Genomic DNA, 25,659 nt, shown 5'->3' on the forward strand with positions numbered 1-25,659 from the left:
AGGATAATGCATTTAATTTGCAAAGCCCTATAATGCGGGCGCCTGAAAACAACGGAGATACATCGTGAAAGCACCTGTTCGTGTTGCAGTTACCGGCGCCGCCGGTCAGATCAGCTACTCGCTGCTGTTTCGCATCGCTTCCGGCGAAATGCTGGGTAAAGATCAGCCAGTTATTCTTCAGCTGCTGGAAATCACTCCCGCACTGGAAGCGCTGAAAGGCGTTGCCATGGAGCTCGAAGACTGTGCCTTCCCGCTACTGGCCGGTATTGTGCAGTCCGACGATGCGACCGTTGCCTTCAAAGATGCAGACTACGCACTGCTGGTTGGCGCCCGTCCGCGCGGTCCTGGTATGGAACGTAAGGATCTGCTGGAAGCCAACGCGGCTATCTTCTCCGCGCAGGGTAAGGCCCTGAACGAAGTCGCTTCCCGCAATGTTAAAGTGCTGGTTGTCGGTAATCCGGCGAACACCAATGCACTGATTGCCCAGCGCAACGCGCCGGATCTGGATCCGCGCAACTTTACTGCCATGACCCGTCTGGACCACAACCGTGCCCTGACTCAGCTGGCGAACAAGACCGATTCCAGCGTGAATGACATCACCCACATGACCATCTGGGGCAACCACTCTGCCACCCAGTACCCGGACCTGCACCAGGCCAAGGTCAACGGCGAAGACGCCATGGGCAAAGTCGAGCAGGAGTGGTACGAAACCGACTTCATCCCGACGGTACAGCAACGCGGTGCCGCCATCATCAAGGCCCGTGGCGCTTCCTCCGCAGCTTCTGCGGCCAACGCCGCCATCGACCACATGCGCGATTGGGCGCTGGGTTCCGCCGAAGGCGACTGGACCAGCATGGGTGTATACAGCGATGGTTCTTATGGTATTCAGGAAGGTCTGATCTACTCCTTCCCGGTTGTATGCAAGAACGGTGACTGGGAAATTGTTCAGGGCGTAGAAATCAATGACTTCTCCCGCGAGAAAATGACTGCGACCGAGACCGAGCTGGCTGAAGAGCGTGACGCTGTTGCGCACCTGCTGCCGTAAGCTTTTTACTTTTTAATAAGTTAGAAGCCAAAAAACCCGCACCTGGTTTCAGGTGCGGGTTTTTGCGTTTTTGGCCGGAGTTATCTGGTAGATGCGCCTTCGGCTTATCTACCCTACGGGTGTGTGATTGCCCGTAGCGCGTAGGGTGGATAAGCGCAGCGCATCCACCAGGTCAAAACCTCAGAACTTCACATTGCGGGGTGTGCGCGGGAAGGGGATCACATCGCGGATGTTACCCATTCCGGTCACGTAGGACACGATGCGATCGAAGCCCAGACCAAAGCCGCCGTGGGGCACGGTGCCGTAGCGACGCAGGTCGCGGTACCAGTCCAGGTGCTCCTTGGGAATATCCATCTCGTCCATGCGTGCGTCGAGCTTGTCCAGGCGCTCTTCGCGCTGGGAGCCACCGATGATTTCACCGATACCCGGTGCCAGCACGTCCATCGCCGCCACCGTCTTGCCGTCGTCATTCATGCGCATATAGAAGGCTTTGATGTCCTTCGGATAGTTCAGCACGATCACCGGCTTCTTGAAGTGTTTTTCGGCCAGATAGCGCTCGTGCTCAGACGCCAGGTCGATTCCCCAGGAAACCGGGAATTCGAACTTCTCTTTGCAGTTCTCAAGGATCTCGATGGCTTCGCAGTAATTGATACGCGCGAAGTCGTTATCGATGATGTTTTCCAGGCGGGTGATGGCTTCCTTGTCGATGCGCTGGGCGAAGAAGGCCATATCGTCGGCGCGCTCCGTTAGCACCGCCTTGAACACATACTTCAGCATTTCCTCCGCCAGATTGGCGCAGTCCGCCAGGTCCGCAAAGGCAATTTCCGGCTCCACCATCCAGAACTCCGCCAGGTGGCGGGTGGTGTTGGAGTTTTCAGCGCGGAAAGTCGGCCCGAAGGTATACACCTTGGACAGGGCCAGGCAGTAGCTCTCTACATTGAGCTGACCAGATACCGTGAGGAAAGTCTCTTCGCCGAAGAAGTCCTCGCTGTAATCCACATCTCCCTTATCGGTGAGGGGCAGGTTGGTCTGATCCAGAGTGCTGACCCGGAACATCTCACCGGCGCCTTCGCAATCAGATGCGGTGATGATGGGGGTATGTACATAATTGAAGCTGCGCTCATGGAAGAAGCGGTGTACCGCCTGGGCGATACAATTACGCACCCGCGCTACAGCGCCGCTGACGTTGGTGCGCGGTCGTAAATGGGCGTGTTCACGCAGGTGTTCCATGGTGTGACGTTTGGGCGACATGGGGTAGGTGTCCGGGTCTTCGACCCAGCCAACAACGGTCACGCTGGTTGCCAGCAACTCGATGGCCTGACCCTTGCCCTCGGAGGCCTTGATAGTGCCTTCAATATCCACGGCGCAGCCGGTGGTAAGGCGCAGCACTTCAGACTGGTAGTTGTTGATGTCCGCTTCCACGACCACCTGGATCGGATCGAAGCAGCTGCCATCGTGTACGGCGAGGAAAGACAGGCCCGCCTTGGAATCCCGGCGGGTGCGGATCCAGCCCTGGATTCGGGCGGTCTCACCTTCCCGCTGGCTGGATTTTAAAAGCTGTTCAATGGATTCAACTTGCATGATGGTGCTCTTGTTGTCGTTCGCGCCTGCCGATGGGGCATTGCTGTCGGTATAAGAACCACAGGCTGCGCGGTTGTTACACGCGTCTTTTGGTCGCGCAATCCGGCGGCATCTTGCCCCCTGCGTGCCGGAAAATCCACCCCTCAAACCTCAGAAGTGCAAGTGCGGCGGCCACGGGTCAGGTGGTGAATATGCGATGGCCGGAGAGTCGCTGTGGTCTGCAGTGCGGCTTTAGTATAGAAGGCAGAGCCCGCCGCCGTGACTCTTGGTTCAATTTTGCGCTGTCCTACACTGAAAGTATCACAGTGATGGATGTTGGAAGTTGTACCCATGGTCAAAGAAGTTGGCGGCGCGCGTGGGCGCCGGGCCTGTATTCTCCTCGCGCCCAATCAATCCCTGTCATTTGCCGGAAACCTGTGGGTGTTCATCTCGTTGGTTGCGGTGTCGCTCGGAATCAGTATTGCATTCGCTTTCGCCGGTGCCTGGATGGTAATTCCTTTTGCCGGGCTGGAAATTCTCCTGCTGGGCGCGCTATTCGGGTATGTATATATGGAAGGTACCCGCAGAGAGGTGATCCGAATCAGTGATGATCGCGTAGTACTGGATAGCAGTCGCGGGAATCTTGAGCGACCGGTGTATCACACGGAATTTGATCGCCACAGCCTTGCGGTGCTGGTGAGAATGGGAACAACCCCGGCGGAGCCGTCCTGTGTCACTTTCACCGGTCCGGAAGGTTGTCTGGAAATAGGAGACTTCCTGACGGACGCTGAAAAAGCCGCACTGGTTGAAAAGCTGGGGGATTGTGGCTTGCGAGCGCGCAAAGAACAGAGCTTTCGTTTGCAGGACTTTTAGGTAATCTCTGATCAGACTCCCTGCTGCCTAAGGATTTCCGAGCGACTAATAACCGATGTGTAACTTCGATCATCGGTTTCCTCACACGGATGCAGCGGGATATGAGTTCTATATAATGCCGGGCCCGAGGCGGAAACCTCGGGCCTTTTTACCTTGAGAAACAGTCCTAATAGTGAATTTAATCAGAGGGGCGGCATATGGCACATCCTAAGATCGGTAATCTCGCACCGGTATTTACGCTGAATAACCAGAATGGCGAAAAGGTCGCGTTGAAAGACTTTCGCGGCGAAAAAAATGTGGTGCTGTATTTCTACCCCAAGGCACTGACACCAGGCTGTACCACCCAGGCGTGTGGAATCCGTGATAGTGCCAAAGAGTTTGCCAAGCGAGACACTGTGGTTTTCGGTCTGAGCCCAGACCCTGAATCCAAGCTTCAGAAGTTTATTGATAAACATGAGCTCAATTTTGATCTGCTTGCAGATGAAGACCACAAGGTCGCCGACAAGTACGGTTGCTGGGGTCTGAAGAAATTTATGGGTAAAGAGTACATGGGCCTGATCCGTACCACCTTTATTATCGACAAGGCGGGTCGCTTACAGCACATCATGGATAAGGTGAAAACTAAGTCCCACCACGATGATGTGCTGAGCTGGATCGACGAGAACCTGGAATAAGCGAGTAGGGGCTTCTTCCAGTACTTGGTCTGGACGATTTTTAGCCCTTAGAGATCCCTGGGTAGCCCTTATTGGTTAGGTCCGGGGGTCTTCTCTGCGGTGGCGGCACGGCCGTTTTGTGCGTCGTTTAAAAAAAATTGCCTGTCGTCCCTTGCATTATCCTTATATGGTCTATACTGGCTTGTGTAAAGGAGCGCCGCTCAACCGTTTGGCCCAGAGCGATTGGGTGTGGTGCGAGGAAGTAGTACAAAAAGTGTTCACTCTGGGTAGGCTTCGATCGCCTGTTTTCAGGTGCGCCCCGCACCCAGGTAGTAGTCAGTCATTGTTGAATTTGTAACCGCAATTCAAGTCGGCAATGTCGCTGGCGGTGGTATATAGGGACTCGCAGGAAGCGGGCGTAGAACAATAACCGCGGCTCAAGGAACCCATCAAGGAGCAGCTCCATGAATCATATTCAGCCAGACCAGGCTTCGCTCTCGGAAGATAAACCTCTGCAACAGGCCAGACTGTCCGGAGATCCGAACATTCTCGACCAGTTGCTGGCACCGCCGGAGGCGACCAGCTTCGGTATTGCTGCAAGAGTTATCGATGTGCTGGAACAACGGATTGGAAAGGCATCTCTGGCAATTCGCCCGGTGGCATCTGACCTCAGTATGTCTACCCGGACGCTGCAGCGCCGTTTGCAGGAACACAACCTGAGTTTTGCCTCTCTGCGTGATCATGTTCGTTTCCGCCATGCAGTGCACTTCCTTAAAGACACTGCACTCAGCGTCGACGGCATTTCCCGTATTCTCGACTTTTCTGACAGAACCAGCTTTACCAGTGCATTCAAGCGTTGGACGGGTATGTCACCAACCGGTTATCGCCGCCAGGTAAGACAGCGCTTCTAAGTCGTCCCTGTCCGACTTTTACCTCGCATCACGTGGTTCAGGGCACCGGTAAACTCCGGTGCTCTGGATTGCCTCATTTTGTCAAAGCCGTTAGAGTTGGCCCCAGAATTTTGACTGACTCTATTGAGGTTTAGACCATGGATTTCTTTATTCCTGCCGCAATGGCACAAGAGGCCGCTCCGGCTCCTCAGGGCAACCCGCTGATCACTCTGCTGATGTTCGGTGGCCTGTTTGTGTTTATGTGGCTGTTTATCATTCGCCCGCAGCGCAAGCGCCAGAAAGAGCACCAGGAATTGGTGGGTGCCCTGAAGAAGGGGGATGAAGTGGTAATGACCAGTGGAATGCTGGGCCGGGTTGAAAAGGTGGACGACGATTACCTGATTCTGGAAGTCGCTGAGAATATGCAGCTCAAATTCCAGAAAGTCGCGGTACACGCGGTACTGCCCAAGGGCACCATCAAGAATATCTGAAGCTGTCCAGCCGACTGAAGGTGTTTATCACACTCTGTCGACTGGGCTTCATCTCGATCAAAACCCGGCTAGGCCGGGTTTTTTTGGTTTTGGCTTACCCTGATATGCCGTGAGACTGGCTGGCGACCTGCAATTTGCCCTGAGGAGGTCAATAGTGAAGATTAAATACCCCGCCAGAGAGACACTGGCGAATTTGCCGACGCCGTTACAACCTCTCGATCGCATCAGCGAAACCTTCTCTTATCCCTTCGAAGGTCCCAGGATCTGGGTGAAGCGGGACGATCTTACCGAGAGCGCAATGTCTGGTAATAAGTTACGCAAACTGGAGTTCATTATCGCGGAAGCCAAGGCGCAGGGGTGCGATACACTGATCACCTGCGGTGGAGAGCAATCAAATCACTGCCGGGCGACAGCTTTGGCTGCGGCCAAAGCCGGTTTGCGGGCGCATGTCCTGCTGCGAGCCGGTCGCAGTACAGACCTTGAGGCGTCGGCTCCCGACGGAAACCTTCTGGTGGATTTTCTCGCAGGGGCCCGTGTATCCCTATACCCATTAAAGGAATATCTCGCGCGACTCCCCGACCTGTTTGAAGAGTGGAGCGCACATTATTTGCAGCGAGGGCGCCGCGCCCTCTGTATTCCCACCGGTGGTAGCGATGGGTTGGGGATCTGGGGATATATCGCCGGTGCAGAAGAGATTATTTCCGATTGTCGCGCCTCAGGGTTTGAGCCTGAGCACCTGATATGTGCAACCGGTAGTGGTGGCACTCAATCCGGGTTGACTCTCGGTTGTCAGTTACTCGGTGTTGCTACCCAGGTCACGGGGTACGCGGTGTGCGACGATGAAGCGTATTTTTTGCGCAAAGTCGTGCAGGATATTGCGGACTGGAAGGTTCGCTACCCCGGAGCGGGCGGTGCCGGATTTGTATTGGACGAAGATCGAATACACGTGATTGATGATTACATTGGTCCGGGATATGCACTGGCCACTGAATCGGTTTACCAATCCATTGCGCTACTGGCTCAGCAAGAGGGGCTGTTACTGGATCCCGTTTATACCGGCAAAGCGTTTCATGGATTATTGGCTGAGATTAAGCGCGGGCGGTATCGAGGCAGCAAAAATCTCGTGTTCGTTCACACTGGCGGGCAGTTCGGAATATTCCCTCAGCGAGATGGTTTTAAAAGCAGTTGGGCTGAAAATTAGTCAGTAACCTGGCACTGAGTAAACACGGCCAATTGTTCGATGCCCAATCAAGGCCTGGCGTGGGTTCTGTTTCGCGACAGAATTCTCTGTTTTAGCGAAAAATTTGGTGATAAATCGAATTTTTGGCAGAAAACAGGACTATGCTGCTGATGATTGGCGGATTACTGTTCTCATTTTGGCGAAACTGCTACCCTCAGCGTCATTGTCGGGGCGGTCGAGTAATAAAAATCGGTGTTCTCACCGAGAGAACGATATCGAAAAACTGCCCGAATCTGTCTCGGCGGATCCTGCGTCGAGCATATTGCTGACTGTTTTTCAATCAAAAAATAAGAGCTGTGGGGGTTGATTTGGAATCATTCAATCAGTTGTTGCTAACCCTGGATGGGTTGCTGGGTTCAGCGGCCTGGTTTCCCTGGGTACTGTTAGGGGTCGGTTTTTTCTTCACGCTGTATCTGGGCTTCCCTCAGATCCGCTACTTCGGCCACGCGATCAAGATCGTGCGGGGTAAATACGATAAACCAGGTGACCCGGGGGATACCTCCCACTTCCAGGCGCTATCCACCGCACTGTCGGGTACCGTAGGTACCGGTAATATTGGTGGAGTGGGGCTCGCGATCTTCCTTGGCGGGCCGGCCGCGTTGTTCTGGATGTGGGTCACTGCATTTCTCGGTATGACGACAAAGTTCGTTGAGGTAACCCTATCTCATAAATATCGAATTAAGGCAGCGGACGGTTACTATGCCGGCGGCCCCATGTTCTACATGGAGCGACGGTTAAACATGAAGTGGCTGGCAGTCATATTTGCCATCGCGACGGTAATCAGCTCATTTGGTACCGGCAGTTTGCCGCAGGTCAATAATATTGCCCAGGCCATGTATGATACCTTTGGTCTGAGCAAGATGCTGACCGGCGGTGTGCTGGCGATTCTTCTCGGTCTGGTGATTATCGGCGGCATTACGCGTATCGCCAAAGTGACCTCAACCATTGTGCCGGTGATGGCTGTGCTGTACATCGTGGGCGCGCTGGCAGTTATCCTGTACAACTACCAGAACATCATCCCCTCCTTTTCTGCCGTTTTTGCCGGTGCCTTCAATGGCAGTGCGGCCATGGGCGGTTTCCTCGGCGCCAGCTTCGCCTACGCCTTTAACCGCGGCGTAAACCGCGGCCTCTTCTCCAACGAAGCCGGGCAGGGCTCAGCGCCCATTGCCCACGCCGCTGCACGCGCGGATGAGCCTGTATCTGAGGGTATGGTGTCACTGCTTGAGCCATTCATTGATACCCTGATCATCTGTACCCTGACCGGTCTGGTGATTCTGTCGTCGGGGGTCTGGACCGAGAAGCATATGAATCGCTTTGAACGCGCAGATATGATGGTGGTTGCCGGTACCTATACCGACAAAGATGAGGCAGATGTAAAACAGCTGTTTGGTTTCCTGAGCAATCAGAGCAGCGATGTTAAGCCATACACCGGGACTATTGTGGTCGCCGACGGCCTACCTCTGAATAAAGATGAGTTCACTGTGCTCAACTCTCGCTCCGTTGCCGAAGACGTGGAATTCCGAGTGGGCGGGGACAACTTCTCCGGTGTGCTCAACGTCAATAGCGGCCGCCTGGTAAATCCGAATGTCGATGTCTGGGGTAATTCGTTGTTGCACTCGGTGGCATTGACTAACCGGGCCTTCCAGAAAGGGTTCTTCGGAGAGTACGGAAGCTACATTGTTACCCTCGGGATTCTGCTGTTTGCCTTCTCGACGGCAATCGCCTGGTCCTATTATGGTGACCGCTCCATGATCTATCTGTTTGGTCCCAAAGCAGTAATGCCGTACCGGTTGGTCTACGTGGTGGCTTTCTTCTGGGCAGCGATCGAGGATACGACGATTATCTGGAACCTGTCCGCAGTGGCGATTGTGCTAATGACACTGCCAAACCTGTTTGGTATTTCTATCCTCGCAAGGGAAATGAAAGATACGGTCAAGGACTACTGGAAAGATCCCAGCCACAAATAATTGCTCGAATTACCAGGGCACAAAAAACCCGGCAAATGCCGGGTTTTTTGTATTTTAGGGGTGCCAATGAATCAGACATTGAGCAGCAGGTACTCGCGCTCCCAGGAGCTGATTACGCGGTTAAATTCCTCGTACTCATCCCGTTTGATCGCAGCCCAGGCGCGAACGAAGGTATCGCCAAACATTTCGACGGCTTCCGGACATTCTGCCAACAGGCTGAGCGCATGCTCCTGAGTGCGGGGTAGGGTGATGGGCTCTGATGAGCAATCGCCGGTGTACGGTTTGCTTGGTGTGACTTTGTTCATCATGCCGAGATAACCGCAGGCGAGCGAAGTCGCAATCGCCAGGTAGGGGTTGCAGTCGGCACCGGGGAAGCGGTTCTCCAGGCGTTTTGCCTGAGGTGAGCTGTCTGGTACTCGCAGCCCGGTGGTCCGATTGTCATAGCCCCAGTGCAGGCTGGTGGGCGCAGCCATTTCCGGTGTGAAACGGCGATAAGAATTTACGTTCGGAGCAAAAAACGTGATAAACCCCGGGGTGTATTTTTGCATGCCACCGATGAAGTGCATAAAACGCTCATTCTCAGAGCCGTCCTCATTTACAAAAATGTTTTTCCCGGTCTTGCTGTCAACGATACTCTGGTGGAGGTGCAGGGCACTGCCAGGCTCATCTTCCATGGGCTTCGCCATAAAAGTGGCATAGATGCCATGGCGCAGGGCGGTTTCACGTACCGTACGTTTGAAGGTGAATACCTGATCGGCAAGCCGGAGTGGATCGCCGTGCAGAAAGTTGATTTCCATCTGTGCGGTGCCGGATTCGTGGATCAGGGTGTCCACGTCTAGTCCCTGAGCTTCGCAGAAATCGTACATGTCTTCGATGATTGGCTCGTACTCATTGGCCGCATCAATACTGTAAGACTGGCGGGTTTTTTCCGTGCGCCCGGAGCGTCCTACGGGGGCGGAGAGTTTTTCATCGGGGTCGAGATTGCGTTTGACGAGGTAGAACTCAACTTCTGGAGCGACCACTGGCTGCCAGCCCTGTTCCGCATACTTGTCCAGTACGAACTTGAGAATATTGCGGGTGCTGATGGGGTGCGGTTTACCATCGCGGGTGTAGCAGTCGTGGATAATCTGCGCGGTAGGCTCGTTCGCCCAGGGGTTCAGGCGAATTGAGTCCGGGTCGGGTACCAGCAGCATGTCAGTATCTGCTGGGTCTACCAGTTCATTATGCTCGTCTACATAGTCGCCGGTCACCGTCTGAACCAGGATGCTCTCCGGCAGGCGGCTGTCTTCGGTCAGGAATTTGTCCGTCGGGGTGAATTTACCCCGCGCATTGCCGGACATATCCGGTACCAGGCACTCGACTTCGGAGATCGAATGTTCCGCGAGCCACTGGGTTATCTTGTCCATGTTACACCTTGTGATTGGAAGGCTTGTATTTGATTATCGTGCCAACTTCGCCAAACAGTAGCTTAAACCTCTGTGGGTGGCGAAGGATGATTTCCGGCGTACCGCAAATTTTTCATCCGGACTTTGATTATGGCAAGAAACCGAATTATTATTCAACAAATACCGAATAATGATTCGGTTTTAGCGAGGATGATTTTGGAGATACTCGATGTCCGCTAGCGGAAGCATTACCAGATTGCACGGCCATACCGATTCCTATTATGCGGCCAGTGCAAACCCCACTCCGGAATACCCGTGCCTGGAGGGCGAGGTGACAGCGGATGTGTGCATTATTGGTGCGGGGTATACCGGCCTTTCGTCCGCGCTCCACCTTGCCGAGCGCGGATACAAGGTGGTTGTCCTCGAAGCGGAGCGCGTGGGCTGGGGGGCTTCCGGGCGCAACGGCGGCCACGTGGGTGTTGGTCAGCGCAAAGGTCAGGAAGAGCTCGAAAAAATGCTGGGCAGGGATACCGCCAGAGCACTGTGGGATATGGGCCTGGAAGCGGTGCAACTCGTGGAGCACCTGATAAACCGGCACGGTATCCAGTGCGACCTGAAGCGCGGCATTATGCATTTGGCGGCCAAAAAGAGTCACGAGGCCGAGCTCCGCCAAGAGGTCGAATTGCTCAACCAGCGTTATGGCTATGAGGACATGCGATACGCCAACCGGGACGAAGTGGCTGATCTCGTCGGTTCGGATCGCTTTTTCGGCGGGCAGATAGATTCCGGTTCGTTGCACCTGCATCCACTTAATTATGCGCTCGGCCTTGCCGATGCCGCGCGGGCCGCAGGTGTCCTGTTTTTTGAACACAGTCGGGTCACAGGGTACGTCAGCGGCAGCCCCTGCGTAGTGTCCACAGAGCATGGGCGGGTGAGTGCGGCGAATATCGTCCTTGCCTGTAATGGGTACCTGGGCAAACTGGAGCCGCGTATGGCCGGGCGTATTATGCCCATCAACAACTTTGTGCTGGCCACAGAGCCTCTGGAGGAGAAGCTGGCACGAGAATTGATAGCGAACGACTACGCGCTGCAAGACACGCTGTTCGTGATCAATTATTGGAAATTGTCCGGAGACAACCGTCTGATTTTCGGCGGCGGCGAAAATTATTCATCGCGCTTTCCTCGAGATATTCGCGGGTTTGTACGGAAGTACATGCTGGAGGTCTACCCACAGTTGGCCGGTACGCAGATTGACTACGGTTGGGGCGGTACTCTGGCGATCACTATGAATCGAATGCCGAGTATTGGCAGGCTGGAACCGAACGTCTACTACAGCCAGGGGTACTCTGGGCACGGTGTGCCGACAGCGACGTTTGCCGGAAAAATTCTTGCGGAAGTGATTGCCGGTACCGAAGAGAGGTTTGATATATTGTCGCGCATTCCAACGCCAAGTTTCCCGGGGGGGACACTGCTGCGTTGGCCAGGACTGGTAGCAGGAATGCTCTATTACAGCTTATTGGACAAGTTGGGGCGATAGGGATCCTGGAAGTCTACAGTTCGCGGCTTCATCGACAGCGCCGGTGTCCCGGTGTTGCGGCACCGTGTTTCCAGTGGTTTTCGGGGTCAAAAAATAAAGTTGAATAATTGTTCGGTTTGTGGAATAACAGACCGAGCAGTTTGATTACTGGGGCCGTCCTAAGCGGTATCACTGGACACAAACCCGATAAAAATAACCCACGGGGAGTTACGATGACGCTATCAGACCGGTCGTTCATGGCCAAAAAAAACCTGCTGGCTACCACTATCGGCGCAATGATTTTCACTGTTAGCAGTGGCGCCACGGCAGCCGAGATCGAAGAAGTAACCGTCACCGCGCAAATGCGCGCCGAATCGCTGAAAGACGTCCCAATGTCGGTCAGCGCTTTTACCGGCGATACCATCAAGAGTGCGAACCTCAGTGACTTTAAAGATCTATTTGCCATAACACCGGGAATCTCTGGTGAAACTACGGATGGCTTTTTCGACTCTGTTTCCGTTCGCGGTGTGAACAATAACGGCTTTGGCTCGGGTAGTGATCCGGCCCTGGGGATATTTCTGGAAGGCGTTTACCAAAGTCGCTCCGGTGCGGCGCCCACCATGTACGATCTCGAACGGGTCGAGGTGGTGAAGGGGCCACAGGGTACGCTGTTTGGTCGGAATACGGCTTCTGGCGCTATTTCCATGACGACGCAAAAGCCCGGAGAGGCCTTTGCAGGGGAGGTGTCAGTCAGCGCCGGTCAATATGGCCGCCTGGACTTCGAAGGCGCCCTGGACATGCCGGTCAGCGAAGATTTTGCTGTGCGTATTGCCGGAGTTCATCAGGAAGAAGAAGGGCATGTGAAAAACCTGTCCGGTGGCCGCAAGCTAGGCGCCAGTGAAGTGGATGCCATGCGCTTTACTGCGGTGTACGACGGAATCGAGAACACCACCGTAACCTTTCTTGGTCAGTATGAAGATCGAATCAGTGACGGCACTATCTACCGGGCACTGGGTACCGACAGCGACTTCGATGAAGTCTACAACGACCAGCAAGGCGTAGACCAATCGGAAATCGGTGATGCAATCCTCACCATTGAGCACCAGATGGACGCTCTCACGTTTACCTCCATCACTGGCTACAAAACACATAATTACACTTATATCGAAGACTTTGACGGTACTGCGGATACCATCGACACCTTCGTGCGCGATCAGACTGGAGATTTTTTCAGTCAGGAATTTCGTCTGACCTCGGATAACAACGGTCCGTTTAATTGGGTCTTGGGTGCGAGCTATTACCAGGAAGACCTGGATGCCTACTTCGCCGGCGTCGATGCAGAGGACTTTATCTGCGCTGGTGCCATGGAAGTGGATTACGAGCTGGATGTAGACTCCTCCATGACCTGTGCGGAGCTGGCGCTGGCTTACCCAGAAGAAATGGATGATGCATTCTGGACCGGTGGTGACCCCTGGGAATACGCACCGACAGCGGGCATGGTCATTCCCGGTGGTGTCTCCGTGGGCGATGGCATGTCCATCGAGGAGTCCTATACCCGCGGCGAGTACAGCGGGTGGGGGGTGTTCGCGAACACCACCTTTGATCTGAGCGATGTCACGAGCCTTGGGTTGGGCGTTCGATACACCCAGGACCGCAAAATATATACCGTGGATTCTCCGTGGCCAGACACCTGGACCGGCGGCTGGAACTATCAGGCCATGTTCACCGACGGACCAATCACTGGCGACGATACCTGGAGCAACGTATCCGGCCGTGCCACCCTGAACCACGACTTCTCGGATAACATCACCGCTTATGCGAGCGTTGCTACCGGTTATAAATCCGGTGGCTTTGACTACCTGACCTATCGGGTCACAGACCCGGCGTTTGCACAAGACGAAGACGCCTGGCTGGAGGAATATGAGTGGACTGTCGATAGCAGCAATGCAGAGCCCAACAGTTTCGATGAAGAGCAGGTACTTTCCTATGAGTTGGGCGTGAAGGCGCGCTTGCTGGACAATCGCCTGCACCTGAATGCGGCTGCATTTCAGTACACCTACGAAGACCTGCAGCAGGCCTTCTTTATCGGCGCGGCTGCTGTGACCCGCAACGTCGGTGAGAGTGAGGGGCAAGGGCTGGAAGTCGACGCGCGCTGGCTGATTACCGATAACCTCGATCTCTATATGGGTGTTGCCTGGATGAACACCGATTTCACTGGCGCACCAGAAGAGCTGTGCGAAGATTGTGATGGTAATCAGATGGCCTTTGCGCCTGAATTTTCCTCGGCTACCGCACTGACCTATACCACGGATCTGGGCTTTGGTTCCCTGGCGCTGACCGGTGAATACAACTTCACTGGCGAACAGTTTGCCGACCTGGCAAATACCGAGGAAGTAAAACTCGACAGCCGTGGCGTGGTTAATCTTCGCGCTTCCATTACCGCGCCGAGCGAGAATCTCACTGCCGGTATCTACGTGGAAAACCTGACCGGGGAGGAGTACTACCACTGGGGCTATGCGGCGGCAGATTACAACCTGCCCGCCACCCAGACCGACCCTTCTCGCGGTCGAGTGGCTGGCGTCAGTGTAGATTACCGGTTCTGATACCAAAACTCATCTCACAGGATGGGCGAAAGGTCGGCAGCGATGCCGGCCTTTTTTAGTGAGCCACTGCCCCAATTGTGTTAAAAAGGACTGTCACAAGTAGGGAATTCGGAAGTGTCGAGCGCAGAACAGAATCGCCGCAGAAACCAGTTGTCGCCACGAAGAGAGCCGGTACAGGCCCGGGCCCGCGAGCGTGCCCGTCAGATCCTGGATACCACTGGCCAGCTTCTAGAGCGGGTGGGTCTGAATGATCTCACTACCATCCTGATCGCCAAAGAGCTCGGTGTCTCGGTTGGGTCGGTCTATCACTATTTCCCCAACAAACATGCCATTCTGTATGCCATGGGCGAGCAGTGGCTGGCGAGCCTTACCGAGCGCCTGAACGAGCTTGCGGCCAGTGATCTGGAGCAGCTCAGCCTGCGGGAATTTCTCGATGACCTGCTTACACGCTGGGTATCTGTCTACCGCGAGCAGCGGGGCCTGCTTCCTCTCGTTCAGGCGATGTGGGGGGTACCGGAACTGCACGAGTTGGACGAGCGCCACGATGAGCTTGTCATCAACCATCTGATGGATATGTTCCGCCGCCTGGGCTTTACCTGCCCTGCCAATGAAACCAATCGCCTGGCGCGCGCCACCCTGGAGACCTGCCACGCCATGTTACTGGTGGTGGTCAATCAGGTTGGTGTGCGCTCTGAACGGACGCGGGAAGATCTGCTCAATATGCTGATGGTGCTGCTTGAGCCGCATCGCAATGATGAATTCCCCTCTGGTCTGGACGATGTAGAAGCACCTTGAGGTGGCTTTGTGAATAGTACGAAACCCAACAAGCTGATCATTGCCATTTCCTCGCGGGCGTTATTTGACCTGCGGGAAAGTCACCAGATATTTGAAGAGCAGGGCGTCGATGCGTTTTCTGCGTATCAGATTGAGCGTGAAAATGACATTCTGCCCAAGGGCGAAGCCTTTTCCCTGGTGGAAAAGTTTTTGCAGATCAATGAACGGCTTTCCGGTGAACCCCGCGTCGAGGTGATTCTATTATCACGCAACAGCGCTGATACCGGCCTTCGGGTCTTCAACTCTATCGAACATTACGGCCTGAGCATCAGTCGCGCGGCCTTTTGTAATGGTGGCAGCCCCTATCGGTATATTGCTCCCTTTGGGTGTCATCTGTTCCTCTCCACCGACGGTGAGGATGTGCGGCGGGCGCTGGAGCAGGGGATTGCCGCGGCGACACTGATCCCGGGTGGTGCCCGACAGCGGGGCGATGAAGTACTGCGTTTTGCATTTGATGGTGATGCCGTCCTGTTTTCCGACGAGGCGGAGCAGATTTTCAAGCGCGATGGCTTGGCCGCTTTTGCCAACGCCGAGCGCGCATCTGCGAAAAAGCCGCTGCAGGGAGGCCCGTTCAAAGGGTTTCTCGAGGCGCTGCAACATCTTCAGGGGGAGTTCTCACCGGAGAACTGTCCCATCCGTACCGCTCTGGTCACCGCGCGTTCCGCGCCCGCGCACGAGCGGGTGATTCGCACCCTGCGTGCATGGAATATCCGCATCGATGAATCCATGTTTCTCGGCGGACTACCCAAAGGTGAGTTCCTCCGTGCATTCGGGGCAGACGTGTTTTTTGATGATCAGCCGACCCACTGTGCATCCGCCGCCGCCCATGTCGCTACCGGGCACGTGCCCCACGGCATAGCCAATCAGGGCAACTAACCGCCTTTGACTAGAATATATTCCCGCCAAATTTCCATAAGCGGCACATATCTCACCACTGCGGGTCACTTTTCGTAACTATTTGCTCGCATTTCTGATGTGCATATCACGTTCTGTTGGCCCGCTGTAACTTTCGCTGCTATGCTTTTCCCGCATAAAGTCGCAGAGTTTTTATAACCAATCGCTGGCGCAAAATTGATCGGGCCGATTGTTTTGCACAAATTGCCAGCAATGGACAGGGAGAGGCTATGAAGCTGCAGCAGTTGCGATATATCTGGGAAGTTGCTCATCACGACCTCAATGTGTCGGCCACCGCACAGAGTCTGTTTACTTCTCAGCCTGGAATCAGCAAGCAGATTCGATTGCTGGAAGATGAGCTGGGTGTCGAGATTTTCGCCCGCAGTGGCAAGCATCTGACCCGCGTAACGCCGGCCGGTGAGGCGATCCTCAAGACCGCTGGCGAAATAATGCGCAAGGTTGAGAATATCAAACAGGTAGCGCAGGAGTTCAGCAACGACAAGCGTGGCAGTCTCGCCATCGCTACCACCCACACCCAGGCGCGCTACGCGCTGCCCACGGTAATCAAGGCTTTTATTGCCCGCTATCCGGAAGTGTCCCTGCATATGCATCAGGGCACTCCGATGCAAATCTCAGAAATGGCCGCAGATGGCACCGCGGATTTCGCCATTGCCACCGAGGCGCTGGAATTGTTCAGCGATCTCGTGATGATGCCGGTATACCGCTGGAACCGCTGTATTCTGGTCCCCAAGGGCCACGAGCTCGCACAATTGTCCAAGCTGACTCTGGAAGACGTCGCCAGGTATCCGATTGTCACTTATGTGTTTGGGTTCACCGGACGCTCGAAACTCGATGAGGCCTTCCTCGAAAAAGGGCTGTCGCCCAAAGTGGTGTTCACCGCGGCGGATGCCGATGTGATCAAGACTTATGTGCGCCTTGGGTTGGGTATCGGCATTGTCGCCGATATGGCGGCAGTGGAAGATGAGGATAGTGATCTGGTGGCGCTGGACGCAAGCGAACTGTTCGAGTCCAGCGTAACGAAAATCGGTTTCCGGAAGGGGATTTTTCTACGTGGCTTTATGTACGAATTTATTCAGCAGTTCGCGCCGCACCTTACCCGTGAGTTGATCGATCAGGCGGCCCAGGCGTCCTCCCGTGCGGAAGTGGATGAGCTCTTTTCCCATATAGATCTACCGGTCTATTGATTGAAATCTGCCGGCTCCGAGTCGGTTCTCTAACGCTTCAATCGCCGTAAATCCATTTCACCGCACCTTGCGCTCCGCACCGCCATTTATGGCGGTGCCAAAACGGTATTTGGGAGATCGCAGTTGCCTTGCAGGGTGCGGGCGCAGTCCGAATCAACCTCGGGCAAACCGGCACCCATCATTTCCGCCCCGGCTTTGCGCGTTATCGCGCTGAATACATTACAGGTTCTTGAGTACTTCCTTGGCAAATTTGAAATACACGGTATAAACCTCCGGTTCTCTGCCTTCTTCCTCTACGACAAAAAATGGCGCGCGCTGGACGTTCAGGCGTTGTGCCAGCTGCATACCTGGACTCTCCGGGTCGCGCTCGTCGGCAATCAACGTCTCATCCAGATATTTTTCCTGATCGTTTTCCTTCAGCTTTTCCTCCACGTCTCGGCATTTACCACAAGGGGAGCCGTCAGCGAGGATTTTCTTTACCAGGGTAATTCGCATTGCACATAACCTTATACTGTAAGCCGGATCCGGACTGGCAGTCTTGGGCCGGACCGAGTCGCTTTTATGGTATTACCAGTGAATGGCGCGGAATCTAGCAAGGAAACAGGTATCAGGGAAATACCGAAGGGCGATAGCGATATAACTGCGATTTCACCTTAAGCAAGAAAGTCAATGAAATCGCGATTCGAGTGTTTCAAGCAGGATGCGCACCTTATCCAGGCACTCCTGGTGTTCCGCTTCGGGAATGGAGTCCGCCACAATGCCACCGCCTGCCGCGCAGCTTATTTCACCATTGCTGGCGGTGAGGGTGCGAATGGCAATATTGGTATCGGCTCGGCCGCAGCTGCTCAGATAACCGATACTCCCGCAATACACCCCGCGCGGGCTCAATTCAAGTTCACGAATGATTTCCATGGCGCGGCGCTTGGGGGCACCGGTAATTGAACCACCGGGAAAGCATGCGTGGATTACGTCTGCGAACTCCAGTGTGTCGGGAACCTGACCGGTAATGGTGCTTACCAGGTGATGCACATTCGCAAAACTCTGTAGTTCAAACAGGTTAGGGACACGCACGCTGCCACGCTGGCAGACTTTCCCGAAATCATTGCGCAGTAAGTCCACGATCATCAGGTTTTCCGCCCGATCCTTTACACTTTCCTGCAAGCGTCTAGCGAATGCCGCGTCTTCTACCGCATCAATGGCCCGAGGAAGGGTGCCCTTGATCGGTTCGGTTTGTAGGAAGCGTCCATCCTGCAGGATAAATCGCTCCGGTGATAGGCTGAGGATCGCCCCTCCGGGGACCGTCAGAAATGCGGAAAACGGCCCAGCAGCGACTTCCCGTAATGCCATATATGCGGTTAGTGGGTTCCCTTCGAATTCTGCGAGAAACCGCTGGGTAAAGTTGGCCTGGTAAATGTCGCCGGCCTGTATGTATTCCAGAATACGGGCAATGCGTCTGGCATATTCCTTTGCGGTGAACTCATGCTGAAACCGGCTTGTCAGATGAAACGAGTCGTTGTGTGCTGCCGGTGCATCCCAAGCGACTGTTTCAAAGCGTTGGCGCAGATCCCGTTTCTGGCTATCGGTACAGGCCGGGTGGAACACCAGATGCGCACTGCCCAGTTGATGGTCGGCGATCACTGCCCAGCTGTACAGGCCGAAGAAGCCGGCGGGTAGCGGTGAGGGACGCTCATCTGCGGACAGGAAGTTCCCCCTGGCTCCTAGCTCGTATCCGGCGTAGCCGATAGCACCACCGCAGAAGGGTATCTGCTGGTCAGCCTCCTGTGGCGCCAGCTCGCACACAAGGTCATCAAGATCCGCGAATGGTGCTGAATCACTGGAGGAAAGTGTCAGGGTAGCGATTGGATCTGCGCTTATGATGTCGAAACGCCCCCCGCGCGCGGTCGCGAGGCCGGAATCCAGCCAGACCGGGTATGGGAGGTCGGCCAGCACGGCTAGTGCCGCGCCGATATTGCGGGAATAGGGCAGGGAAATGATCTGCAAAACGTCAACCAAACTTCACGCGGAATGAACACCCCGGACGCAAGGATCTGTCCGGGGCGGCCCCTTGGGTGGCGCTACTTTACTCCAATTTGCCTGTTTAGCCCAACGAACGGGAATGGCAGCGGTCAAGCGGGTGCGCAATCGGAGTATTTTTTGTCGCCATTGACAAAAGTTAGCTGATTCTGCGCTCAATTCCTGCCTGAGACATCAGGCGTGTGGCGAGCTCCTCGACGGAGAGCTCGGTGGCGTCCAAGAAAGGGATCTGTGCTCGGCGCAGCATCTGTTCAACCTGACGCACCTCAAACTCACACTGTTCCGGTGAGGCATAGCGGCTATTCGCACGTCGCTCCTGACGAATGCTCATCAGGCGCCGGGGGTCAATTGTGAGGCCGAACAATTTGTGCTGAAAGGGGCGCAGGATTTTTGGTAGGGATGTACTGTCCATGTCTTCTTCTGTGATGGGGTAGTTGGCTGCGCGCAGGCCGAATTGCAGGGCCAGATAGAGACAAGTTGGTGTTTTACCCGAGCGTGATACCCCGACAAGAATAATATCGGCACTTTCGAATTCGCGGGTGCGACGGCCATCGTCATTGTCCATGGCATAGTGCACGGCATCGATACGGGCCGTATAGCGGCTGTTGTCTGCTATACCGTGTGAAACCCCGACGGATCGATTGGGCGCGGACCCAAACAGATTCGCCAGAGGTGCGAGATAGCTTTCAAAAACATCCAGCATCAGCGCCGAGCTCTGGTGCAGTTGCCCGCGGATATGATCCGAAACAATACTGGTGATGATAATGGGTTGTAGCCCGGACTCTTCGGCGGCCTGTTCGATTCTTTGCAGTACCTGTTTGACCCGGGCTTCAGAATCTACGTAGGGGACAGTCACCTGTTCCACCTGGTGGTCGGGAAATTGCGCCAATAGGCTGTGCCCGATTCCCTCTACCGTGAGGCCCGTCCCATCGGAAATAAAAAAGGCAGTGCGCTTTGGCGGGTGGGTATCAAATGTGGAGCAGGTACCGAAACGGGTAGGTTGATTCATGGGCAGGTCGCTTGATGGTTGTATAGAGAGTAATCGTGAAATCGCCAAGTTCAACAATACCAAAAAACTCGTAGGGTGATTTACGAATCCAAGACAAAGCGGTTGAAGTTACCAAAGACTCAATGTTCGCGAATCGTCTGGGGGCGGTCATCCAGAAAGTGCGTTTGTAGAAAAATTACAACAGAAAAGCGACCATTTCACCGACGTTTGCGGGGTATTATTTACAAAACCCTTCCTTATAATCTGCCGCCAATACAGAAGTTGCAGAGGGCAATCCATTGACCACTTACACTATCGAGTTCGCGAAGCTGGGCATGGCGGACGTCGACAAGGTCGGCGGTAAGAACGCATCCCTGGGTGAGATGATTTCCTCCCTGTCAGGTGCCGGCGTCAGCGTACCGGGCGGGTTTGCCACTACTGCCGAAGCTTTTCGTGAATTCCTGTCCTCTGCAGGACTGGATACCCGCATCGCCGAGCGCTTGCAGGAACTGGATGTCGACGATGTAACCGCACTGGCTGCCGCCGGTGAAGAAATTCGTCAGTGGCTGCTGGACACGCCATTTCCGGCGGGGCTGGAGAAAGAGATACGCGCAGGGTATGAGGCCCTGGGGGGCGGTGAGACCGCCGTTGCCGTACGCTCTTCCGCCACCGCGGAAGATCTGCCGGATGCTTCCTTTGCTGGACAGCAGGAAACTTTCCTGAATATTCGCGGGATCGACGCGGTTCTCCAGGCCGTTCGGGAAGTTTTTGCATCCCTGTACAACGATCGCGCTATTGCCTATCGCGTACACACGGGATACGCGGATGTAGGTGTTTACCTGTCGGCTGGCATCCAACATATGGTTCGCAGTGAAACAGGCGCCTCTGGGGTCATGTTTACACTGGATACCGAGAGCGGCTTCCGCGACGTGATTTTTGTAACCGCCGCGTACGGTCTCGGAGAGACCGTAGTGCAGGGTGCGGTGAACCCTGACGAGTTTTATCTGTACAAGCCTGCGCTCGAGGCCAAACGCCCTGCAATACTGCGCCGTAATCGCGGCAGTAAAGCCATCAAAATGATATACGACGCGAGTGGCGAATGCGGCCGCTCGGTCAAAACCGTACAGGTACCGGAAGTGGATCGCCTGCGTTTTGCCCTGACCGATGAGGAGCTCACCGAGCTAGCCAATCAGGCGCGCAAGATCGAGGCGCACTACCAGCGCCCGATGGATATCGAATGGGCGAAAGATGGCGATTCCGGCAAGCTGTTTATCGTGCAGGCACGCCCGGAAACCGTACGCTCGCGAGATACCGGTACCAGTATCGAGCGCTATAAGCTGCAGGAGCGTGGCGACATCCTTTGCGAGGGCCGTGCCATTGGCCAGCGTATCGGAGCCGGCCCTGTGCGCGTACTCGACTCGGTAGAGGACATGGCCAAGATGCAGGACGGCGACGTCCTGGTAACCGATATGACTGACCCGGATTGGGAGCCAGTACTGAAAAAGGCCAGTGCGATCGTTACCAACCGCGGCGGCCGCACCTGTCACGCGGCGATTATCGCCCGGGAACTCGGTATTCCCGCGGTCGTTGGCTGTGGTGACGCCACCGAGAAACTGTCGACCGGGACCCCGGTCACCGTAACTTGTGCAGAAGGTGATACCGGCTTCGTAATGTCCGGTCAGCTGGATTTCGAGCGTTCCCTCACCGAAGTGACCGATATGCCCGATCTGCCTTTCAAGATTATGCTGAACGTGGGGAATCCGGACCGTGCCTTTGCTTTCAGCAATTTGCCGAATCAGGGTGTCGGACTGGCGCGTCTGGAATTCATTCTTAACCGTATGATCGGAATTCACCCGAAGGCACTGCTGGAGCTGGACCGGCTGCCACAGGACCTGCAACAGAATATCCGCAACCGCATTGGCGGTTACGCCTCGCCGGAAGATTTTATTGTCGAAAAGCTGGTCGAGGGTATTTCCACCTTGGCCGCCGCGTTTGCGCCGAATCGCACTATTGTGCGGCTGTCGGACTTCAAGTCCAATGAGTACGCTCACCTGTTGGGCGGCCAGATGTACGAGCCTAGCGAGGAAAACCCGATGCTCGGTTTTCGCGGTGCTGCGCGCTATCGCTCCAAAGACTTCCGTCACTGCTTTGCCCTGGAATGCAAGGCGCTGAAAAAAGTTCGAGACGAAATGGGACTCACCAATGTGGAGATCATGGTGCCTTTCGTGCGCACGCCAGATGAAGCCCGCCAGGTTGTGGCGTTATTGGAAGAAAATGGGCTGAAGCGCGGAGAGAATGGCCTCAAGATCATCATGATGTGTGAGCTCCCGTCCAATGCCCTGCTGGCAGAAGATTTCCTGCAGTATTTTGATGGATTCTCCATCGGCTCCAACGATCTGACTCAGCTTACTCTGGGGCTGGATCGGGATTCCGGACTGGTGGCAGAACTGTTCGATGAGCGTGACCCGGCGGTGAAAATGCTCCTGTCTCGTGCGATTCAGGCCTGTAAAAAAGCTGGAAAGTATGTGGGGATATGCGGGCAGGGTCCCTCGGACCACAAAGATTTCGCTCAGTGGCTGATGGACGAAGGAATTGACAGTGTTTCCTTGAATCCGGATACCGCAGTGGATACCTGGCTGTATCTCGCCAATCAGCGAAGCGCGGATGAGTCGAAGTAGGAGGGTTATGCCCCTGACTAACCTTATTTGCACGCAAAGAATGCGCGCAATGGCGAGATAAGTACTTATCAGACCCGGTTTTCGCGGCCTGAGCACGATAAAGCGACCGAATTGGTCGCTTTTTTTTTGCCTGTAATTAGGAAATATTTCCACGTTGACGCCACATCGGACGAAATGGACTTCGGCGAAACCGACCCCACGGGCTTGTGGCGACGTTTATCGCAGTCTAAGTGCATTGCCAAATTCCATAAAACCGGCAAAAGCTCTATTAAATCAATCTAAGCACGGCAAGTACGATCAATAAAATCGAACAAGCTTCCGTACAAAGCAGCGCAGTAATGCGGTGATCTGCGGAGGCTTCGATTGCTGTTATTCACCGAGAAAACCTTCTATTGAAGTACTGACCGAGGTGCCATCATGCTTAGACGTTTCCTGTTCTCTCCCAATGAAGAGCCTTTCACCCGCGCGCAAGACGGGCAATACACGCTAGAACATTCCGGGGGGGGTGTGGCCGTTGAAGCAGGGGCAACCGAGCGAATTTCAGCGGGCGTCTCGCGCCGCTTTGTAGCTGCCGCGTTGCTGTTCGCCGCGACACTGCTAGGGAGCCTCTGGCCGACACTCGCCGAGGCGCACAACGGAGGAAACTGGTTTGACGATCAGGCTGCGGCGAGTTCTTCCGGTGCACCGTCCATTCGTATCAATCTCAGTGAACAGAAGGCGTACTTCTACAAAGGCGGCAAGTTGGTCGGCGTATCACTGATTTCTTCCGGTAAACAGGGTTTCCGTACCAGTCCCGGGAAATTTCGTGTATTAGCCAAGCGTCCCAATCACCGCTCAAGTATTTATGGTAGCTATGTGGACCGGAGCACGGGCCGTGTCGTCAAGGCAGATGTTGATACGCGCAAGCATCGCCGCCCGGCGGGAACCTATTATCGTGGAGCGAAAATGAACCACTATATCCGCTTCAATGGCGGGGTAGGTCTGCATGCTTCCGGCCATGTTCCCCGCTATCCGGCGTCACACGGTTGTGTGCGTATGCCGCCGCACATGGCGCGTAAGTTTTATCAGTATTCACGTGTCGGTATGCCTGTAACGGTCAGTTACTGAGTTGCATTCCCTATTGGCAATCCGCACCGGGAAATGTGTATCCATGGGATAGAAATTCCCGGAAGCCTGCGGGACCTGTTTGCCGGGTATTATCCATAGAGGTAATACCCGGCATTTTTGTTGCCGCGCTGTAGCCGGAAGGGAGAATCGCTATGATGAGGTGCTGGCCGAATATGTATGATCGGCACCACATAGAATGACCTTCAGGAACGATGATTGGACTCAGGAGCCTGCCATGAACCAAAAAATGATATCTACCCCAGACCTGTGTGATGAATTTCCCGATCTGGTTCAGGTGGTAGAGCCCATGTTTATCAACTATGGGGGCAGGGAAGCATTCGGCGGGGAAATTGTCACGATCAAATGCTTTGAAGACAACTCACTGGTGCGTGAGCGGGTGGCGGAAGATGGTACTGGCAAAGTACTGGTGGTGGATGCTGGAGGGTCGATGCGTAGGGCCTGTCTCGGTGACATACTGGCCGAAAAGGCGTGTCGGAACCGATGGGCCGGGATTCTGATGTACGGTTGTATACGCGATGTGGATGCGATTTCTGGTCTAGAGTTAGGAGTACAGGCGCTGGGAAGCCACCCAATGAAGACCGATAAAAAGGGTATCGGGGAACGGGATATTGCGGTGACTTTTGGCGGCGTCTCCTTTAAACCTGGAGAGTATTTGTACGCCGATAATAACGGTGTGATAGTTTCTCCCCAACCGCTTATGTAATTTGGAAATATCAGAATCTGCTTTATTTGCGCTGGTCCTGCTGTCTGCGCTTGCTCATGCCGTATGGAATGCGGTGGTCAAACACAGTGAAGAAGGTTTCCTGCAGCTGGCGATGATCCGCAGTGTCGGCCTTCTGGTAGGCGCTGCACTTGCCACACAACTACCCCTTCCCGGGCACAACGCATTGGGTTACCTGCTCGGCGGAGCGTTTTTTCAGTATCTGTATTTCTTCCTGTTATCCCGGTCCTATCGCGCACTGGACTACGGTACCGCATACCCTATTGCCCGGGGCGTGACCCCGCTTATGGTGGCGACTGCCGCGTTGCTATTTCTTGATGAATCGTTACAGCCACTGCAACTGACCGGCATCTTACTGGTGACCTGCGGTATCTTCGCACTCATCATGAAGGAGCTGCGGGTGAGCAGAATGGGCATCCTGTACTCCGTTGGCACCGGAATCGCCATTACTGGCTATACAACTCTCGGCGCAGCGGGCGTACGCAGTGTCGAAAACCCACTCAGTTACGTGGCCTGGCTAGAAATTCTCTCCGGAGGCGGAATCATTCTGGCGGTCCTCCTGACACGTCCTCTGAAAGGGCTCGCCTTTGCCCGAGCACACTTCCTGCGAAGTTCACTTTCCGGTGTTCTTGCCACGAGTGGCTTCGGTATCGCGTTGTGGGCAACATCAATGATGCCTGTGGCGGCGGTTGCCGCAACCCGAGAGGTGAGTATCCTATTTGCTTCTCTCATTTCCGTATTCCTGCTTAACGAGCGTTTTTCTCTACAGCGTGTCTTCGCAGCATTGATTATTTTCTGCGGCATTGGCACTCTGGCACTTGCCTGATATTCACCATACCCGTAATTGATTGCCTATAGTTGCAAGCAAGCGCGGCACATAGCGGCAGCGGTCAACTTATGCGCCGCAGCGGTTAAATCAGTTGCTGTCTGTTGTCATTCCGTTGGCACTGCAAT

Annotated in this window: 21 protein-coding genes; 16 read left to right on the top strand and 5 right to left on the bottom strand. The window is 54.8% G+C overall.

Going from position 1 to position 25,659, the window contains the following annotated elements; genetic code table 11:
- Window positions 1-64 precede the first annotated feature (64 nt).
- The gene (locus tag AU11_RS02495) at window positions 65-1,045 is read left to right on the top strand and encodes a malate dehydrogenase (protein WP_043316183.1); all 981 of its coding nucleotides are present in this window, start codon (window positions 65-67) and stop codon (window positions 1,043-1,045) included.
- A gap of 180 nt (window positions 1,046-1,225) precedes the next feature.
- Here the strand turns inward: AU11_RS02495 and asnS are convergent, their stop codons facing one another.
- On the bottom strand, window positions 1,226-2,626 hold the full coding sequence (gene asnS, locus AU11_RS02500) for an asparagine--tRNA ligase (protein ID WP_043316185.1): 1,401 nt from the start codon (window positions 2,624-2,626) through the stop codon (window positions 1,226-1,228).
- A gap of 312 nt (window positions 2,627-2,938) precedes the next feature.
- On the opposite strand from asnS, the gene AU11_RS02505 reads away from it, so the two are divergent.
- The 6 genes from AU11_RS02505 to AU11_RS02530 all read left to right on the top strand — a co-directional run bounded on the left by AU11_RS02505 (window position 2,939) and on the right by AU11_RS02530 (window position 8,719).
- Entirely contained in the window at window positions 2,939-3,478 is a 540-nt protein-coding gene (locus tag AU11_RS02505) for a DUF2244 domain-containing protein (protein WP_231491475.1), read from the top strand.
- A 197-nt stretch (window positions 3,479-3,675) separates the two neighbouring features.
- Complete coding sequence (gene bcp, locus AU11_RS02510; RefSeq protein ID WP_043316187.1) at window positions 3,676-4,152, top strand: thioredoxin-dependent thiol peroxidase; 477 nt, start codon at window positions 3,676-3,678, stop codon at window positions 4,150-4,152.
- A 443-nt stretch (window positions 4,153-4,595) separates the two neighbouring features.
- Complete coding sequence (locus AU11_RS02515; protein ID WP_043316188.1) at window positions 4,596-5,042, top strand: helix-turn-helix domain-containing protein; 447 nt, start codon at window positions 4,596-4,598, stop codon at window positions 5,040-5,042.
- A gap of 137 nt (window positions 5,043-5,179) precedes the next feature.
- Window positions 5,180-5,512, top strand: a complete 333-nt coding sequence (gene yajC, locus AU11_RS02520; RefSeq protein ID WP_043316189.1) for a preprotein translocase subunit YajC — start codon at window positions 5,180-5,182, stop codon at window positions 5,510-5,512.
- 151 nt (window positions 5,513-5,663) lie between these two features.
- Complete coding sequence (locus AU11_RS02525; RefSeq protein ID WP_043317968.1) at window positions 5,664-6,713, top strand: pyridoxal-phosphate dependent enzyme; 1,050 nt, start codon at window positions 5,664-5,666, stop codon at window positions 6,711-6,713.
- A gap of 347 nt (window positions 6,714-7,060) precedes the next feature.
- Window positions 7,061-8,719, top strand: a complete 1,659-nt coding sequence (locus AU11_RS02530) for a sodium:alanine symporter family protein (protein WP_043316190.1) — start codon at window positions 7,061-7,063, stop codon at window positions 8,717-8,719.
- A gap of 71 nt (window positions 8,720-8,790) precedes the next feature.
- Here AU11_RS02530 and AU11_RS02535 read toward each other — a convergent pair whose 3' ends face one another.
- On the bottom strand, window positions 8,791-10,125 hold the full coding sequence (locus AU11_RS02535) for a glutamine synthetase family protein (protein ID WP_043316191.1): 1,335 nt from the start codon (window positions 10,123-10,125) through the stop codon (window positions 8,791-8,793).
- A gap of 208 nt (window positions 10,126-10,333) precedes the next feature.
- On the opposite strand from AU11_RS02535, the gene AU11_RS02540 reads away from it, so the two are divergent.
- The 5 genes from AU11_RS02540 to cysB all read left to right on the top strand — a co-directional run bounded on the left by AU11_RS02540 (window position 10,334) and on the right by cysB (window position 17,156).
- Entirely contained in the window at window positions 10,334-11,641 is a 1,308-nt protein-coding gene (locus AU11_RS02540; RefSeq protein WP_043316192.1) for an FAD-binding oxidoreductase, read from the top strand.
- 212 nt (window positions 11,642-11,853) lie between these two features.
- The gene (locus AU11_RS02545) at window positions 11,854-14,223 is read left to right on the top strand and encodes a TonB-dependent receptor (RefSeq protein ID WP_081847890.1); all 2,370 of its coding nucleotides are present in this window, start codon (window positions 11,854-11,856) and stop codon (window positions 14,221-14,223) included.
- A gap of 114 nt (window positions 14,224-14,337) precedes the next feature.
- A complete protein-coding gene (locus AU11_RS02550) occupies window positions 14,338-15,018 on the top strand; it encodes a TetR/AcrR family transcriptional regulator (RefSeq protein ID WP_231491478.1) in 681 nt (226 codons plus the stop codon).
- Between the two features lie 9 nt (window positions 15,019-15,027).
- On the top strand, window positions 15,028-15,933 hold the full coding sequence (locus AU11_RS02555; protein WP_043316199.1) for a 5'-nucleotidase: 906 nt from the start codon (window positions 15,028-15,030) through the stop codon (window positions 15,931-15,933).
- A 248-nt stretch (window positions 15,934-16,181) separates the two neighbouring features.
- Window positions 16,182-17,156, top strand: a complete 975-nt coding sequence (gene cysB, locus AU11_RS02560) for an HTH-type transcriptional regulator CysB (RefSeq protein ID WP_043316202.1) — start codon at window positions 16,182-16,184, stop codon at window positions 17,154-17,156.
- Window positions 17,157-17,375: 219 nt separating this feature from the next.
- Here the strand turns inward: cysB and AU11_RS02565 are convergent, their stop codons facing one another.
- The 3 genes from AU11_RS02565 to AU11_RS02575 all read right to left on the bottom strand — a co-directional run bounded on the left by AU11_RS02565 (window position 17,376) and on the right by AU11_RS02575 (window position 20,199).
- The gene (locus AU11_RS02565) at window positions 17,376-17,651 is read right to left on the bottom strand and encodes a hypothetical protein (RefSeq protein ID WP_043316204.1); all 276 of its coding nucleotides are present in this window, start codon (window positions 17,649-17,651) and stop codon (window positions 17,376-17,378) included.
- A 171-nt stretch (window positions 17,652-17,822) separates the two neighbouring features.
- Window positions 17,823-19,157: an aminodeoxychorismate synthase component I gene (pabB, locus tag AU11_RS02570; RefSeq protein ID WP_051686887.1), complete on the bottom strand. Its 1,335-nt coding sequence runs from the start codon at window positions 19,155-19,157 to the stop codon at window positions 17,823-17,825.
- Window positions 19,158-19,329: 172 nt separating this feature from the next.
- On the bottom strand, window positions 19,330-20,199 hold the full coding sequence (locus tag AU11_RS02575; protein ID WP_051686888.1) for a pyruvate, water dikinase regulatory protein: 870 nt from the start codon (window positions 20,197-20,199) through the stop codon (window positions 19,330-19,332).
- 278 nt (window positions 20,200-20,477) lie between these two features.
- Between AU11_RS02575 and ppsA the strand changes: the two genes are divergently transcribed.
- The 4 genes from ppsA (at window position 20,478) to AU11_RS02595 (ending at window position 25,531) form a co-directional block, all read left to right on the top strand.
- Window positions 20,478-22,856 (top strand): phosphoenolpyruvate synthase, encoded by a 2,379-nt coding sequence (gene ppsA, locus AU11_RS02580; protein ID WP_043316207.1) that lies wholly within the window; start codon window positions 20,478-20,480, stop codon window positions 22,854-22,856.
- A gap of 417 nt (window positions 22,857-23,273) precedes the next feature.
- The gene (locus tag AU11_RS02585) at window positions 23,274-23,963 is read left to right on the top strand and encodes a L,D-transpeptidase (RefSeq protein ID WP_081847891.1); all 690 of its coding nucleotides are present in this window, start codon (window positions 23,274-23,276) and stop codon (window positions 23,961-23,963) included.
- Window positions 23,964-24,198: 235 nt separating this feature from the next.
- A complete protein-coding gene (rraA, locus tag AU11_RS02590; protein WP_043316208.1) occupies window positions 24,199-24,687 on the top strand; it encodes a ribonuclease E activity regulator RraA in 489 nt (162 codons plus the stop codon).
- A 1-nt stretch (window position 24,688) separates the two neighbouring features.
- Complete coding sequence (locus tag AU11_RS02595; RefSeq protein ID WP_043316210.1) at window positions 24,689-25,531, top strand: DMT family transporter; 843 nt, start codon at window positions 24,689-24,691, stop codon at window positions 25,529-25,531.
- The last annotated feature ends 128 nt before the right edge of the window (window positions 25,532-25,659 follow it).

The sequence above is a fragment of the Microbulbifer sp. HZ11 genome (assembly GCF_000708675.1).
Taxonomy (GTDB): Bacteria; Pseudomonadota; Gammaproteobacteria; order Pseudomonadales; family Cellvibrionaceae; genus Microbulbifer.